Genomic DNA, 15,325 nt, shown 5'->3' with positions numbered 1-15,325 from the left:
AATCCTGTTGCATAAATATCGATTCCAAATCATGGGGAAAAATCGATCCGGGTCCGTCAGCCGAGCCGTCGGCGGCCCTGCCCCACCTCCCGGCGCGCAAACCGGCCGCAAGGAAACACATGCATTCACCCGACCACACCTGCTCCTCCTGCTCCGGCCACGAGCACACGTCCGTGCCCGGACCGCGCTTCCAACGCCTGCTGGCCGGGGGCCCCGTCATCGAGGTCTCGGGCGTGAGCTTCGCCTACGCTGACCGGGAGGTCCTCTCGGACGTGACCTTGAGCGTCGGCGCCGGGGATTTCCTGGCCGTCATCGGACCCAACGGCGGCGGCAAGACGACCCTGGTCAAGATCATCCTCGGGCTTCTGCGGCCCGCGCGCGGCACCGTGCGCGTCCTCGGGGCCGACCCGGCCGTCGTGCGCCCCGCCGTGGGCTACGTCCCGCAGCACGCCCTTGTCCAGCCGAGCTTTCCCGTCACGGTCCGGGACGTGGTCCTGCTGGGGCTGCGGCGGGGCAAGGGGTTCTTCTCCACCCGGCGCTGGCCCGGCTACTCGGCGCAGGAAAAGCGCAAAGCTCTGGACACACTGGAGATGGTCGACATGGCCGACCTGGCCGGACGGCGCTTCGACGCCCTGTCCGGAGGCCAGAAGCAGCGCGTGCTCGTGGCCCGGGCCCTGATCTCGGACCCGGCCCTGCTGCTCTTCGACGAGCCCACCTCCAACATCGACCCCCAGGGCAAGGTCTGCCTCTTCGACCTGCTGTCGGCCCTGAGCTCATCCATCACCATCGTCATGGTCAGCCACGACCTCATCTCGGCCTCCACGCGCATCACCAGCGTGGCCGTGGTCAACAACCGCCTCATCCAGAACCGCGGCCGCGAGCTGACGCCGACCATGCTCGAACTCATCTACGGCACCCACGACGCGACCTGCCCCCTGGACGAGTACATCCGCGGCATGTCCTCGATTTTCACCGCCGGCGGGCAGAGGAGCGCGAAATGATGGACATCCTCGGCATGGAATTCATGCGCAACGCCCTGCTGGCCGGGCTGCTGGCCAGTCTGGCCTGCGGCGTCATCGGCACCCTCGTGGTCGTCAACCGCCAGGTCTTCATGGCCGGGGGCGTGGCCCACACGGCCTACGGCGGCGTGGGCCTGGCCTTTTTCCTGGGCCTGCCCGTGCTGCCCTGCGCCGTGGCCTTCACGGTCCTGGCCGCCCTGGCCATGGCCATGGCCTCCTTCGGCCGCGCCGAACGCAGCGACTCCGTGGTGGGCATCATGTGGGCGGCGGGCATGGCCATCGGCATCATCCTCATGGACATCACCCCGGGCTACAATGTCGACCTCATGAGCTACCTCTTCGGCAGCATCCTGGCCGTCCCCCGCGGAGACATCGTCTTCATGGCGGTCCTCAACGCCTTCATCCTGGCCGTGGTCTTCTTCTGGTACAAGGACTTCCTGGCCCTGTCCTTCGACATGGAGTTCGCTCGCTCCATGGGCGTGCCCGTGCGCCTGCTCTACGCGCTGATGCAGGTCCTGACGGCCGTGACCGTGATCATGGTCATCCAGGTGGCCGGCCTCATCCTGGTCATCGCCCTGCTGACCATCCCGCCCATGCTGGCCGAACTCTTCACCAACTCCCTGTGGAAAATGATGGCCTTGGCCACCCTGGCGAGCCTCGTCTTCTGCCTGGCCGGCCTGGCCGTGTCCTACCACTTCGACATCACGTCCGGGGCGTCCATCATCGCCATGGCCACGGGCGGGTATGTCCTGGCCTGGGGAGCGCACAGCCTGCGGAGGCTCGGGTGAAGGCCCGAATGACCGCCAAGGCGGCGGAACACCGTCTCGCCGCCGCGGGCCTGGAAGCCACGGACCACCGCATGCGCGTGCTCATGGCCGTGGGCGGCACCCCCTACCCCTCCAGCGCGCAGGAGATTCTCGACGCGGTTCGCGCCAAGTCGGACATCAACCGGGTCACGGTCTACCGCATCCTCGACCTGCTAGTCGAACACGAGGTGCTGAACCGTCTGGGCCTCGGCGACAAGTCGAGCCGCTTCTGCCTGCGCGAAGACCATGACGACGCGCACCCGCACTTCCACTGCACGCGCTGCGACCGCTACCTCTGCCTGCACTGCGACACACTCCCCCTGGATCAGAAGGCCCTGGAGGCCCTTTCGCTCGATGTCCGCCACGTGGACATCCGCCTGGAAGGGATCTGCCCGGCCTGCCGCAAAAACGACGACTAGCCTCTCGGCCAGCCCGGTGCGCCGGGCGCAATCCCTCCCAAAAAAAACCGGGCCCCTCGCGGAGCCCGGTTCTCTGTTTCGTGTTCGGTAACCCCTCAGTACCCTTTGAGCTTGTCGATGAATTCCGGCAGCCACAGGGATATCTGCGGGACGTAGGTGATGAGGACCAGGAACCCGAGCAGGATCGTCAGCCAGGGGAAGGCCGCGCGCACGACCCAGGTCAGGTCGCGCTTGGTGATGCCGGCCGTGACGAAGAGGTTCAGACCCACGGGCGGGGTGATCATGCCGATCTCCATGTTGACCACGCAGATGATGCCCAGGTGGATGGGATCGATGCCGAGTTTGACCGCGATGGGGAAGAGGATCGGGATCATGATCATGGTGATGGCCGAAGGCTCCATGAAGTTTCCGGCCGCCAGGAGCAGCAGGTTGACGACGATCAGGAACCCCCAGGCCGGCAGGCCCCAACCCACGATGGTCTCAGCGATCATGTGCGGGATGCGCTCAGTGGTCAGCACGTGGGCGAAGAGCATGGCGTTGCCGATGATGAAGAGCAGCATGATGCTGACCTTGGCCGCGTCCAGGACCACGTGCCGGACCTCGGGGTGCGTCAGGGAGCGGGGAATGGCCCAGACGGTCTGCCACAGGCCGCGCGTCAGGGCCGAGCCCACGCTCTCCTCGAACTTGCGCAGGGGCACTTCCTTGAGGGGGCCCATGTCGCGATAGACGAAGACCGCGATCCACCAGGCGTAGACGGCCGAGACCGCCGCCGCCTCGGTCGGGCTGCAGATGCCGCCGTAGATGGAGCCCAGCACGATGATGACAAGCATGAGCCCGCCCAGAGCCTTGCCGCCGGAGCGGAATATCTGCCTGAAGCCTGGCCATGCCAGGGACGGGTAATTCTTGATCCGCGCCACGATATAGATGGCCACCATCAGGAGAAGGCCCAAGGCGATGCCCGGGATGAAGCCGGCCATGAACAGCCTGGCCGCCGACTCCTGGGTGGCCGCCGCGTACACAAGCATGACGATGGACGGCGGGATGAGAATGCCCAGCGTCCCGGCGTTGCAGATGACGCCGGCGGCGAAGCTCTCGGGGTAGCCCGAGCGGACCATGCCGCCGATGACGATGCTGCCGATGGCCGCCACCGTGGCCGGCGACGAGCCGGAAACTGCGGCGAAGAGCATGCAGGCCAGGACGCCGGCCATGGCCAGGCCACCCTTGACGTGTCCGACGCAGTCCAGGGCGAAGTTGATGATCCGCTTGGCCACGCCGCCCGTCGACAGGAACTGGGACGACAGGATGAAGAAGGGGATGGCCAGCAGGGTGTAGTGTTCGGAAACCGACTCGAAGAGCTTCAGGGCGATGGACGCCAGGGAGTCGTTGGAAAAGAACAGGATCGTGGTGATGCTCGACAGGCCCAGCGCGATGGCGATGGGCATGCCCGACGCGATGAACAGGAAGAGCAGGGTGAACAGGGCGGCTGTGGTCATTCGTCGTCTCCATCCAGGGCCGTGCCCTCTTTTTGGGCCAGATACATGCTCTCCTTGGCCTCATCCAGCAGCTTGAACCCGTCGGCCCTGCCCCGCACGACCGCCCAGAGGAGGTCGAGGAGACGGATGACCATCATGATCATGCCGAAGAACAGGATGCTGTTGGCCATCCACTTGGGGACGGGGATGTCCTCCAGCTGGATGCCGATGCTCCTCAGCTTGCCCAGATAGGTCCAGCTGCCTACGAGAAACAGGCCGCAGTAGGTCAGACAGAGCAGCACGGCCACAAAGGTCACGGCCCGCCGCACATTGCCCGGAAAGAGCTTGACGAGCGCGTCGACGCCGATGTGCGAGCCGACCTTGATGCCGTAGGACACCCCGAACATGACCATCCAGCCGGACAGAAGCAGCGTCAGCTCCTGCGCCCAGTGAATGCCCACGTTGAAGCCGAAACGGAACACCACTTCCACGAAAACCAGAAGCGTCATGGAAGCCAGGAGGAGGGAGATGATCCCCTCCTCCAGCTTGTTGATGAAGGTATTCATGGTTCCCGGAGACTACTTGTTGGAGGCGATGGCGGCTTCGAGGTTTTCCTTGCCCACGGCGTCCTCGAACTTCTTCCACACGGGCTTCATGGCCTCGACCCACAATCCGCGCTCTTCCTCGGTCAGGGTGATGATCTCGGAACGCTTGGAGTCGATGATCTTCTGCTTGTCTTCGAGGTCCTTCTGGGCGGCGACTTCGTTGCCGACGACGATGGACTCCTTGAGACACTCCTCGATGACCGGGCGGACGTCGGCGGGCAGGCTCTCCCAGAACTCGGTGGTGCTGACGACGAGGTAGTCAAGGATGCCGTGGTTGGTCTCGGTGATGTAGGGCTGCACCTCGTAGAATTTCTGGGAGTAGATGTTGGACCAGGAGTTCTCCTGCCCATCGATGGCCTTGGTCTGCAGAAGGGTGAAGACCTCGGCGAAGGGCTTCTTCAGGGGCATGGCGTTCACGGCCTCGAACTGGGCGGCCAGGACGTCGGAGGTCATGATGCGGAACTTCTTGTTGGCGGCGTCGGCCGGCACGCGGATGGGGTTGCTGGAGGAAATCTGCTTCATGCCGTTATGCAGGTACTCAAGGCCGATGATGCCCTTGTCCTTCATGGAGGCGAGCAGCGCGCGGCCCTGTGGGCCCTGCTGGAAGCGGTCGATGGCGGCCATGTCCTTGAAGAGGAAGGGCAGGTCGTAGATCTGCAGCAGGGGGGTGTACTTCTGGAACTTGGAAAGCGCGGGGGCCAGGAGATGCACGTCGCCCAGGAGCAGGGCTTCGAGTTCCTTGCCGTCGCCGAAGAGCTGGGAGTTGGGATAGACCTCGACCACGACCTTGCCGGCCAGGCGTTCGGCCACGAGGTCGCGGAACTTGTTGGCCTGGATGCCCTTAGGCGTGTCCTCGGCCACGACGTGGGAGTACTTGATCACGATGGGAGCAGCGAAGGCGGAAGCAGCACACAGAAAAACCGCAACCAGCGCACACGCAAGAATGGTCTTCACTTTCAACATTCCTCATACCCTCCATACGGTTAATTTGTTTGCGCTTGTGTATCCATTGCAGCATCTCTGCGCAAGAATTTCCGAAAAAATCACGGTTTTTTTTCGCAAGCGAAAACAAAGAGACATCCATTTGAGCTGTTCGCACAACCAATCAGACGTGTTTACAAAGACATTGAAATGCAACTTATACTATATTATAAAAATTTTCTCTACAATTTTAACTTGGTATGTAAAAACAATACGAAAATTAAAAACAGTATATCTGCTATGCATATTTTTTCAAAATCTGATTTGATGATGTAGAGTGATACATATCCAGCCTGCCTGCCCCCATTGTGTCCGATTTTTCGGAAAAATCGATTATCTAGGATCCTTTGCTGCTTCATGTCGCGTGAAGAATCGTCACAAGAGAGGGTGGATTCATCTCTCGAAACGTGATTTATTCATGCCAAACCGGCGCGGGCACGAGGAACGACGCCAGAAGACGACAACGCGGACCCGGCGGGCGCAACGCCCCCCCAGTTCCCGCCGACATACGACCTCCACGCCCGGGACGCCGCAGGCAAGGTCCGGACCGACAGCCGGGACCTGCTGAACCACCCCTGCGCGTCGTACTTCGAGTTCTTCCCCGCGGCGCTCATGGTTCTGAATTCCAGACGGCAGATCGTCATGGCCAACAGGGCCTGCATGGAAATGCTCGGCGCAGGCGCCCTCGACGCGTTTCTCGGGAAGCGGCCCGGCGAGGCGGCCGGCTGCGCTTTCGCGGGCACCGGGCCGGCCGGATGCGGCACGTCCGAAAACTGCCGCGAATGCGGGGCCCTGCTAGCCATCCTGGAGTCGATCACGGGCCACGCCAAGGCGACCCGCGAATGTCAGCTCCTGGCCACGGGCCCCGACGGCATGACCGCGGCCATGGACCTGAAGTTCACCGTATCCCCCTGGCAGACCGAGTCCGGTCTCTACTACGTGGCCACGATCCTGGACATCGGGCACGAAAAGCGCAGGCAGGTGCTGGAGAGGATCTTCTTCCACGACATCCTCAACTCCGCGGGCGGGGCGCAGAGCCTCGTCGACATGCTCATGGACGAGGTTCCGGACGTGTCCAGGGAGATCGTCGCCCTCGTGCGCTCGTCCCTCTTCGCCCTGGTGGACGAAATCCAGAAGCAGCGCCAGCTGCTGGCCCTCGAACGCAACGAGTATTCCGTGAGCCTCCTGACCCTGCAGGGGCTCGAGGTCGTCCGCAACATCGCCGGCGAGTTCCGCCGGCACCCGAAGTGCATCGGCAAGGGGATCACCCTCGACCCGGCGGCCGAAAATGTCCCGGTGCTCACGGACCACACCCTCCTGCGCAGGGTCGTCGTCAACATGCTCATCAACGCCCTCGAGGCCACCGGCAACGGCGGCGAGGTGACGCTCGGGCTGTCGCGGGAGGACGGTTCAGCCGTCTTCTGGGTCGGCAACGAGGCGGTCATGCCCGAATCCGTCAGGCTTCAGGTCTTCAAGCGCTCCTTCTCCACAAAGGGGTCCGACCGCGGTCTGGGGACGTACTCGATCAAACTGCTGGCGGAGAACTATCTCGGCGCCACCGTCGGCTTCTCCTCGGCGCCGGGATCGGGGACAAGGTTCTGGCTTAAGATCCCCGCGGCAACGTGACGCGCCTTCCGGGCAGGCCTCGGCCGGCCCGGTCCTCATGGCCCATGAGGCTCCAGCGGGCAGACCCTGCCCGGAACATCCGTTCTCGGCGTTGGGACCAGCCAGGAAAATCAACGCTAAAGCCCACCCAGTTCCCACCCGACGGAAGCGAGGATTCCGTCTGACACTCGAGAAAGCCCCCGCGCCCGCTGTCTATCAAGCTATCGCCAACTTGTTAAAATTGTCTCCAGACTTGCGGAGTTGGGATAATCGAATACAGATGTATGACAGCAAATGTATTACAGGCCGTTGCGCGACACTGCCGGAACCCGGGGCACCATCAGGATCCCCAGCAACGAAATGGCGGGGAGACGGAGCGCAACCAACCGTGCATCGATTGATCGTGGAGTTTGAATCAGCAATTCTCACTCTCCCCGCCTCACGGAGAATTTATGCCTGACTCGAAAAGCGCATCCGGCAAGAAAGCAATTCTCGACAAGGATACCCTGTCAAACGGCATGGAATCTCACGAATCATATTACAATCACGAGAAAATCGATTGCTATGCATTATTCGAAGCAATCGACTCTCCCGTGTCACTCCTTGATACGAAATATCGATATCAATACGTAAATGGAGCTTATGAAAAATATCTTGGAATTCCAAAAGACCAAATAATCGGCAAAACTCCAGCCATAATTATTGGAGAAAAGTCATTCGAAGAGGATATCAAGCCAAAAATCAGCAAATGCTTGAATGGGGAGCGGATATCGTTCTCACTATGGGTAAATTATCCGCTCATTGGAAAACGATATATGGACGTACTCTATTCTCCAAGAATTACGAAAAGCGGGGAAATTGAAGGAGTTTTACACATATCTCGAGATTTTACAGACAAATATTATCTTGAGCAAAGATCCACATCAATAGCTGAAATCGCTTTCAGTTGTTTTTTTGTTGTCGATATGAATGGACGGATACTGGAAACAAACGAACATGGCACGGAAATGCTTGGCTACAGCCAGCAGGAATTTCTTGCCATGCACATATGGGATATCGACTTCCTTGAAGGCAAGGAGGAAACGCTCCGCCGCATCACGGAAATCGCGAACCTGAAACAGGTCCGATTCGAAACGAAGGAGCGGTGCAAGAACGGGAGAGTCATAGATGTCGAGGTCAGCGCGACCTATTCGGACCACGATGGCGGCAAGGTGTATGCCTTCGTGCGGGACCTGTCGCCCTTCCGGGAAAAAGAGAGGGAGATCCAGGAGAGCGAGGCGCGGTTCAAGGCCCTGCACAACGCATCCTTCGGCGGGATAGCCATCCATGACAAGGGCGTCATCCTGGACTGCAACCGCGGTCTGTCAGAGATTTCCGGATACGCCGAAGAGGAGCTCATCGGCATGGACGGTCTGCGGCTCATCGCGGAACGATCCAGAAGCGAGGTCATGCGCAATATCCTCACGGGCTACGAGAAGCCCTACGAAGTCTTCGGGGTTCGGAAGAACGGCGAGGAGTATCCGGTCCGCCTCGAGGCCCGCAACTTCCCCTACAAGGGCAGGCTGGTCCGCGCCGTGGAATTCCGCGACATCACCGAGATCCGCCGGGCCATGGAGGAACAGGCGGCCCTCAAGGCCAGGCTCACGGCCCTGTGGCACATCTCGCGTATGGTCGAGGCGGGCTATCGCGAGCTCTGCGATCTGGTGATCGAGGAGATTCGGAACCTCACGGACAGTCAGTACTCGTTTTTCGGCTTTCTCGACGAGCAGGAATGCGAAATGTCCATCCATTCCTGGTCCCGGGACGCGATGCTCGAGTGTGCGGTCGGAAACAGCCCCATCCACTTCCCCATAGAGAAGGCCGGGATCTGGGCCAGAGCCGTGCTCGAGCGGCAGTCCGTCGTCATCGGGGACTACGGCCGGACCACGGAATGCAAGCGCGGGCTCCCCCCGGGACACGTGCCCATCAGAAACCTCCTTTCCGTACCGATTCTCCGGGACAACAAAGTCGTGGCCCTCGCAGTGGTGGCCAACAAGCCGGCCGGGTACACCCAGGACGATATCAACCAGGTTTCCGCCTTCGTGAACAGCGCCATTCTCCTCCTTGAGCAGCGCCGCATCAAGAATGAACTCAAGATCAGCGAGGAGCGCCTATCCCTGGCCGTGGAAATGGCGAATATGGGCCACTGGGAACTGGATCTGTCCACCATGACGTTCACCTTCAACGAACAGTTCTATTCCCTCTACTGCACTACGAGCGCACGTGAAGGCGGCTTCCTCATGCCTGCCGAGACATACGCGCGCGAATTCGTCCACCCGGACGAAGCGTGGCTCGTCGCATCGGAGATCGAAAAGATCTTGTCCGGGGCGTACGATGGTCGCACGGCGCACATCGAGCACCGCATCATCAGGAGAGACGGCGATATTCGCGACATCGTAGTCCGCTATATGGTGACCAAGGACAACACCGGAAAATACATCAAGGCCATCGGAGTCAATCAGGACATCACCGAGCGAAAACGCGTCGAGGAAGCGCTCAAAAAAAGCGAAGAGCGGTTTCGAGTCCTCTTTGAGAGGTCACCGGACCCCCTGTTCATCTGGCGCAAGGACGACACGCTCTTTGACGCGAACATGGCCGCCTGCAGGCTGCTGGGATACGACCGCGACGAACTCCTGCGGCTTTCGCAGACGGACATCCAGGCCCCTTCGGTCCGGGGAACGCGCGGGTCAACCGTGCTCGCGGAATTGCATCGGCATCATTTCGAGGGCGCGGACCTGCATAAAGACGGGACGGAGATCCCCGTCGAAATCGTCACCGTCCCTATCCAGCTCGCGGAGCAGGAGTATGCGTTCTCCTCTGTCCGCGACATTTCGACCCGGAAAAAGGCGGAACGGCTTCTGGCGGAAATCAAGAACGAGTTTGAAAGCATATTTGAAAATTCCCAGGTCGGCATCATGCTGCTGCGGAAAGGACGCGTTCTTGCCAGGGCGAATCAGCGCCTGGCGGAAATATTCGGCTACGAGTCGGCTGATGGCATGATCGGGTTAAACGTACGCGAACTGCATGTAGACCAAGAACACTTCCTCGATTTTGGAAACAGATATTACGACAAACTGACGCAAAACAACCAGAAACAGATCGACTATCAGCTCAGGAAGAAAAACGGCGCCACGGTCTGGTGCACCCTGTCCGGCAAGGCCCTGGACCCCTCGGACCTCGACAAGGGGGTCATATGGGTAGTGGACGACATATCCAACCGTAAAACCATGGAAGATCAGCTCATCCGCGCCAAGCTGGAGGCGGAAGCGGCCAACAGGACCAAGAGCGAATTCCTGGCGAACATGAGCCACGAAATCCGGACCCCGCTCAACGGCATCAGCGGCATGATGCAGCTTCTGCAGACGACCGCCCTGGATCAGGAGCAGGAAGAGTACGTCGATATGGCCGTCCGCTCCACGAACCGTCTGACAAGGCTGCTCACGGACATCCTGGACATCTCCAGGATCGAAACGGGGCGGCTCGAATTCTATCGCAAGGAGTTCCTCGTCCGCGACCTCGCACAGTCGGTCACCGAACTCTTCGACGTCATCTACAAGGACAAGCATGTCCCGCTGGTGTGCAGGATCGACCCCGACACGCCGCAGACCCTCGTCGGGGACGAGGCGAGGATCAGGCAGATCCTCTTCAACCTGGTGGGCAACGCCTTCAAGTTCACCGACCGGGGCGCCATCACCCTTGAAATCTACCCCATCGACTCACCGGCGAGCGCCGGGCTCAGGGTCGCCTTCTCCGTGCACGACACGGGGATCGGCATCCCGGAAGACAGGCTCAAGGATCTGTTCACGCCCTTTGTGCAGGTCGACACGGCGTACAGCAGGGCATACCAGGGGGCCGGACTCGGCCTGGCCATCGTCAAGCGCCTAGTCACCCTCATGGAGGGGCATATCATCATGGACACGTTGCCCGGCGAGGGAACGTCCGCCCACGTGATCCTGCCCTTCGGGCGCAATGGAGAGGCGAGCCCTCAAAGCAACGCCCAACCGGCCGCAGCCGTAAGCCCCCTTCCTGCGGCCAGCGTCCTGCTGGTCGAGGACGACCTGTCCAACCAGTATTTCATGCAGAGGCTCCTGGAAAAGGCGGGGGTGCGGTCGGCCACGGCGGAGAACGGCCTCGAAGCGCTTGAACGGTGGGAGTCAGGTGATTTCGACTGCATCCTCATGGACATCCAGATGCCGGTCATGGACGGAATCGAGGCGACAAAGGCAATCCGGAATTCCGAAGCCGGCGCAAAAGCCGACATTCCCATCATCGCCCTGACCTCCTTCGCCATGGCCGGAGACCGGGAAAAGTTTCTCGCCGCGGGCATGAACGAGTACCTCAGCAAGCCCGTCCATCTGGACGATCTCAAGGAAGTCCTCGACAAGGTCACAAAACGCAATAAGGCATGACAGCGAGCCATGGCCTGAAATAGACTGCTTGTATGAAACAAAATTACACGTAAAGATTCTTAACGATGATCCGCCATGAAGGGCACCGCGTTCACCGCAGAACGCTGATAGACGAATCGTAACGCGGCATATGGACTTATCCAGCAATCCACTTCATGCAATCCAGACAATTTTCGCCATTATTCCCCGCGAGTTCCGAAGAGGCGACACTCGACAATGTATACCTCCTCATCGGCCAGGGTGGGGTTTTCCGTGTCCCAACCCTTGTCCAGACGGTACTAGGATCCTGCATTTCAGTGACCATGCACTGTCGCAGACGACGCTGCGGCGGAACGTTCCATGCTTTCCTGCCGAGTTATGAAGAATTCAAATCGGCAGATTCCGCAGATGACCACTTCCGCTACGTCGACACATCAGTCAAACGACTTCTGCAAGACTTTGCATGGATGGGAATCTCCCCAAAAGATCTCGAATGCAAACTGTTCGGCGGCGCATCACCGCTACATCAACATCTTCGCGCCTCGATGGGAATCCGCAATATCCAGGCCGCACACGCGGCTCTCGCCGAGGCGGGCCTGACGGTCAAAGCCTCCAGCGTCGGGGGTGACGTCGGACGCAAAATACTCTTTCGGACCGATACGGGCCTCGTACTCCAGAAGACATTCAGCGTCAGGAGCAGACGTGATTGATCTGAAACATGCCACGTCGATACGAGCAGAACGCATGATCCACCACGGAAATCTAGTTTCAAATCTTTTTGAAGCGAGCCTTGTCCTCGTACATCATCGTGTCGGCGTGCCGGCACAACGATGCCGCATCGTTTCCGTGATCCGGAAAAACAGCCGCTCCGATGCTCGCCGAAATGGCAACCGTCTGGCCATCGAGGTTGAAGGGTTCGGTCAGCGACTGACCGATCTTCAGGACCACGTCTTCGACATCCGCTGAACGTTCGAGGGTCGGCAGAAGGACGACAAACTCATCTCCGCCTATGCGGGCCACCGTATCCGAAGCGCGCAGGGCGGACTCGATCCTGCGGGCCACGGATTGAAGCAAGAGGTCGCCGATGCCGTGGCCATAGGTATCGTTGACCGGCTTGAAATCATTCAGATCAACGAACATCACCGCAAGACCCCGCCGTTCGCGTCTGGCCAAGGCCAGGGCCCGGTCCAGGCGATCAAAGAACAGCGTCCGATTGGGCAAGGATGTCAGCGGGTCGTGCTGAGCCATGAAATGGATCTTCTCCTCAATTGCCTTGCGTTCGGTGATATCCGACAGAAAGTTCAGGGATGCGGGACGACCGCCCCACTCGACCCGGGCCCCGCTGACCTCGACCCACGCGACAGCACCGTCTTTACGCAACATGCGCATCTGGTACCGCGGTATGACATGGCCATCCATGCGCAGCCTGTGATTCTCCAGCACCGCTTTCCTGTCTTCCGGGAATACCAGATGTATGAAAGGCCAACTTCTCATCTCGTCTGCCGTGTAACCCGTGATGACCGACATCATCGGATTCGTGTAGGCGAGGTACTCTTCCTGCACCACCACGATCCCCTCCTGAGCGGTTTCGACCAAGAGACGGTATCGCTCTTCGCTCTCACGCAACGCAGACTCCACCTCTGTGCGAGCAACCATATCCCGACGCAGTTGTTCGCCCAGCAAGGCCAGATCCCGGTTCTTCCTGCGTATGACCGTGATCCAGACCAAGCCCATGCCGACCACTGCCAAAAAGCCGGACACGACCTTGAACAGCAGCCCGTAATCGTTTCGCGTTGTCACGGATATGGAAACATGCCGACTGACGATCTCGTTGACTTCCTGGGGCGTCAGCGTGGCCACGGCTTTGTCCAGAATATCCTTCAGCACAGGCTTTTCCCTGGTCACCCCGATGCGCATCCGGTTGGCGTATGCCGGGATCTCGCCGGCGATCTTCAGGTTGAACCACCCTTCTTTCTTGATGGTATATGCGGCCATGGTCAGCGAACGCATCGTCATGTCCGCTTCTCGGCTTTCCACCAGACGAAACGCCTCGGCCTCCGACTCGACAAGGGTCAGGCGCACATTGGGGTAGTCTCTGCGGATGCGCTCCTCAACGCTCGTCCCCTTGGGCAGGACCATCGTTTCATTGGAAATGGCCGCAAGATTGGGGATGTAGTCGTGCTCGGCCCGGGTCACGATGACGTTGGGATCGATGAAGTAGGGCTCAGTGAAGATCAGCCATTGATCGCGCAGCGGCGTCTTGTTCAGAAAGGCGAGAATGTCGCATTGACCGGACTTGGACAGGGCCACGCTATGATCCCAATCACGGGTCGGCGTAACCTGAAACGTGATCCCGGCCCTTGCCCCGATCAGGCGCATCAGATCGGCAGCTATGCCAACATACGCGCCGTCCTGATCGAGCCGCTCGAATGGTTCCCAATCCGGGTCTACGCAAATGCTGACCGGCCCGAGAGAACGAAGATACGTTTCCTCCTCAGGGCTCAGTTGCAAAGCGTAACCTGCTGCAGCGGTGAACAAAAAAAAGGCGGCTATCCCCCCCGCCAATATTTTTCGCACAATAATCCATCTCATGTTTGGCATGGGGGAAAGATAGAAGATTGGAAGAACAAATTGAATAGGAAACCTGAAAATTGTATTATTTTTCAAACACTGAAATGAAGCCGAAAGACCCGGCATCAACCTGACCGGGCAACGGACAGCAGGCAGCATGCGCAACGCGCACCCGCGTCTGTGCGGAAACGGAAGTGAAGGCAAAAGCTGGACGCATTTTCGTTGGCGCGGCGCCGGATCAGACCGAAGGTCAGGCTGCGGCAAGCCACGAAGGCCTCACAGACGCTGCGGGGCACGAAGGATACAGGGCCTGCGGACAGGTCGCCGGATGTAACGGCATGACGCGACAAGGCACGGCGGACGGGATGGGCAACAGGGACGCAGAACTGCGCAAACACGACGGCCGCAGGGCCGAAGGAGATACGATGAGACGAGAGATCAGGCACATCTACCATGGCCAGCAGGTGACCGAAGGCGCCGGCGTGAGTCTGCGCCGGATGTTCGGCAGCAGGGAAGCCGCCCTTTTCGACCCGTTCCTCATGCTGGACGATTTCCGTTCGGACCACCCGCACGAATACATCAGGGGCTTCCCCTGGCACCCTCACCGGGGCATAGAAACCATCACCTACGTGCTCAAAGGCGACGTCGAGCACGGCGACAGCCTCGGCAACAGCGGGGTCATTTCCGCCGGGGACGTGCAGTGGATGACCGCCGGCAGCGGCATCATCCACCAGGAAATGCCGAAGGGCGACGAGGCCGGGGCCATGCACGGCTTCCAACTCTGGGCGAATCTGCCCGCGAGCCGCAAGATGATGCCGCCCCGCTACCGCGACATCACTGCCGACACGATCCCCGAGGTCAGGACTCCGGAGGCCTCCGTCAAAGTCATCGCCGGCACCGTCGCGGGCGTGACCGGGCCGGTGGACGACGTGGTCATCGAACCTCAGTACCTGGACTGCACCATCGCCCCAGGCAGGGAATTCGTCCTCCCGACCCGCAGGGGGCACACCGCCTTCGCCTTTGTCCACGGCGGCGACGGGACCATCAACGGCAGCGCCGTGGCCAACGGCACCCTGGTGCTCTTCGAGGACGGCGACGAACTGGCGGCCACGGCCGGCAGCCGCCCCCTGCGTCTGCTGCTCCTCACGGGCAAGCCCCTGCGCGAGCCCATCGCCTGGGGCGGCCCCATCGTCATGAACACCCAGGCGGAGCTGGACCTCGCCTTTCAGGAACTGCGGGACGAAACGTTCCTCAAGCACCAGGCCGGCGCCGCCCGCTGAAGTCCGGTCGCCCATCCGCCGCGCCCGGACCCGCGATCGCAAAGGAAGGCGGCGTGGTGCGGCTCCAACCCGTGAGCCGGATCTCAAGACACAAAAGGGATGAGCATCAAATGCTAACCCCTTGATTTTCTGGAGCCAGG

Annotated in this window: 11 protein-coding genes; 7 read left to right on the top strand and 4 right to left on the bottom strand. The window is 60.4% G+C overall.

Going from position 1 to position 15,325, the window contains the following annotated elements; translation table 11 throughout:
- The first annotated feature begins 119 nt into the window (after positions 1 to 119).
- From ACZ5AC_RS02560 to ACZ5AC_RS02550, 3 genes are read left to right on the top strand one after another with little or no spacing between them, the layout of a single operon-like run.
- A complete protein-coding gene (locus tag ACZ5AC_RS02560; protein WP_464249397.1) occupies positions 120 to 1,001 on the top strand; it encodes a metal ABC transporter ATP-binding protein in 882 nt (293 codons plus the stop codon).
- On the top strand, positions 998 to 1,807 hold the full coding sequence (locus ACZ5AC_RS02555; protein ID WP_464249396.1) for a metal ABC transporter permease: 810 nt from the start codon (positions 998 to 1,000) through the stop codon (positions 1,805 to 1,807). Before ACZ5AC_RS02560 ends, ACZ5AC_RS02555 begins: the two co-directional genes overlap by 4 nt.
- Entirely contained in the window at positions 1,804 to 2,244 is a 441-nt protein-coding gene (locus ACZ5AC_RS02550; RefSeq protein WP_464249395.1) for a Fur family transcriptional regulator, read from the top strand. Before ACZ5AC_RS02555 ends, ACZ5AC_RS02550 begins: the two co-directional genes overlap by 4 nt.
- A 95-nt stretch (positions 2,245 to 2,339) precedes the next feature.
- Here the strand turns inward: ACZ5AC_RS02550 and ACZ5AC_RS02545 are convergent, their stop codons facing one another.
- The 3 genes from ACZ5AC_RS02545 to ACZ5AC_RS02535 are packed head-to-tail and all read right to left on the bottom strand — an operon-like array spanning position 2,340 to position 5,284.
- A complete protein-coding gene (locus tag ACZ5AC_RS02545) occupies positions 2,340 to 3,737 on the bottom strand; it encodes a TRAP transporter large permease (RefSeq protein ID WP_464249394.1) in 1,398 nt (465 codons plus the stop codon).
- A complete protein-coding gene (locus tag ACZ5AC_RS02540) occupies positions 3,734 to 4,282 on the bottom strand; it encodes a TRAP transporter small permease (RefSeq protein WP_464249393.1) in 549 nt (182 codons plus the stop codon). Before ACZ5AC_RS02540 ends, ACZ5AC_RS02545 begins: the two co-directional genes overlap by 4 nt.
- Before the next feature lie 12 nt (positions 4,283 to 4,294).
- Positions 4,295 to 5,284 carry a TRAP transporter substrate-binding protein gene (locus tag ACZ5AC_RS02535; protein ID WP_464249392.1) on the bottom strand — a complete coding sequence of 330 codons (990 nt, stop codon included), beginning with the start codon at positions 5,282 to 5,284 and terminating at the stop codon, positions 4,295 to 4,297.
- Between the two features lie 630 nt (positions 5,285 to 5,914).
- On the opposite strand from ACZ5AC_RS02535, the gene ACZ5AC_RS02530 reads away from it, so the two are divergent.
- From ACZ5AC_RS02530 to ACZ5AC_RS02520, 3 genes are all read left to right on the top strand, one after another.
- Positions 5,915 to 6,928: a sensor histidine kinase gene (locus ACZ5AC_RS02530; RefSeq protein ID WP_464249391.1), complete on the top strand. Its 1,014-nt coding sequence runs from the start codon at positions 5,915 to 5,917 to the stop codon at positions 6,926 to 6,928.
- A gap of 431 nt (positions 6,929 to 7,359) precedes the next feature.
- On the top strand, positions 7,360 to 11,355 hold the full coding sequence (locus tag ACZ5AC_RS02525; protein WP_464249390.1) for a PAS domain S-box protein: 3,996 nt from the start codon (positions 7,360 to 7,362) through the stop codon (positions 11,353 to 11,355).
- 155 nt (positions 11,356 to 11,510) lie between these two features.
- A complete protein-coding gene (locus tag ACZ5AC_RS02520) occupies positions 11,511 to 12,044 on the top strand; it encodes a chemotaxis protein CheD (RefSeq protein ID WP_464249389.1) in 534 nt (177 codons plus the stop codon).
- A 58-nt stretch (positions 12,045 to 12,102) separates the two neighbouring features.
- Here ACZ5AC_RS02520 and ACZ5AC_RS02515 read toward each other — a convergent pair whose 3' ends face one another.
- Positions 12,103 to 13,926, bottom strand: coding sequence for a diguanylate cyclase domain-containing protein (locus ACZ5AC_RS02515; RefSeq protein ID WP_464249388.1), 1,824 nt, complete (start codon positions 13,924 to 13,926; stop codon positions 12,103 to 12,105).
- 404 nt (positions 13,927 to 14,330) lie between these two features.
- On the opposite strand from ACZ5AC_RS02515, the gene ACZ5AC_RS02510 reads away from it, so the two are divergent.
- On the top strand, positions 14,331 to 15,185 hold the full coding sequence (locus tag ACZ5AC_RS02510) for a pirin family protein (protein ID WP_464249387.1): 855 nt from the start codon (positions 14,331 to 14,333) through the stop codon (positions 15,183 to 15,185).
- The last annotated feature ends 140 nt before the right edge of the window (positions 15,186 to 15,325 follow it).

Source organism: Desulfomicrobium aestuarii (assembly GCF_055385525.1).
Note: the sequence above shows the minus strand (reverse complement) of the source record. Positions and strands in the feature narration are given on the sequence as shown.

Coding starts and splice junctions, on each gene's coding strand:
- ACZ5AC_RS02560 (WP_464249397.1), top strand. CDS start 120: ATGCATTCACCCGACCACACCTGCTCCTCCTGCTCCGGCCACGAGCAC.
- ACZ5AC_RS02555 (WP_464249396.1), top strand. CDS start 998: ATGATGGACATCCTCGGCATGGAATTCATGCGCAACGCCCTGCTGGCC.
- ACZ5AC_RS02545 (WP_464249394.1), bottom strand. CDS start 3,737: ATGACCACAGCCGCCCTGTTCACCCTGCTCTTCCTGTTCATCGCGTCG.
- ACZ5AC_RS02540 (WP_464249393.1), bottom strand. CDS start 4,282: ATGAATACCTTCATCAACAAGCTGGAGGAGGGGATCATCTCCCTCCTC.
- ACZ5AC_RS02535 (WP_464249392.1), bottom strand. CDS start 5,284: ATGTTGAAAGTGAAGACCATTCTTGCGTGTGCGCTGGTTGCGGTTTTT.
- ACZ5AC_RS02530 (WP_464249391.1), top strand. CDS start 5,915: ATGGTTCTGAATTCCAGACGGCAGATCGTCATGGCCAACAGGGCCTGC.
- ACZ5AC_RS02525 (WP_464249390.1), top strand. CDS start 7,360: ATGCCTGACTCGAAAAGCGCATCCGGCAAGAAAGCAATTCTCGACAAG.
- ACZ5AC_RS02520 (WP_464249389.1), top strand. CDS start 11,511: ATGCAATCCAGACAATTTTCGCCATTATTCCCCGCGAGTTCCGAAGAG.
- ACZ5AC_RS02515 (WP_464249388.1), bottom strand. CDS start 13,926: ATGAGATGGATTATTGTGCGAAAAATATTGGCGGGGGGGATAGCCGCC.
- ACZ5AC_RS02510 (WP_464249387.1), top strand. CDS start 14,331: ATGAGACGAGAGATCAGGCACATCTACCATGGCCAGCAGGTGACCGAA.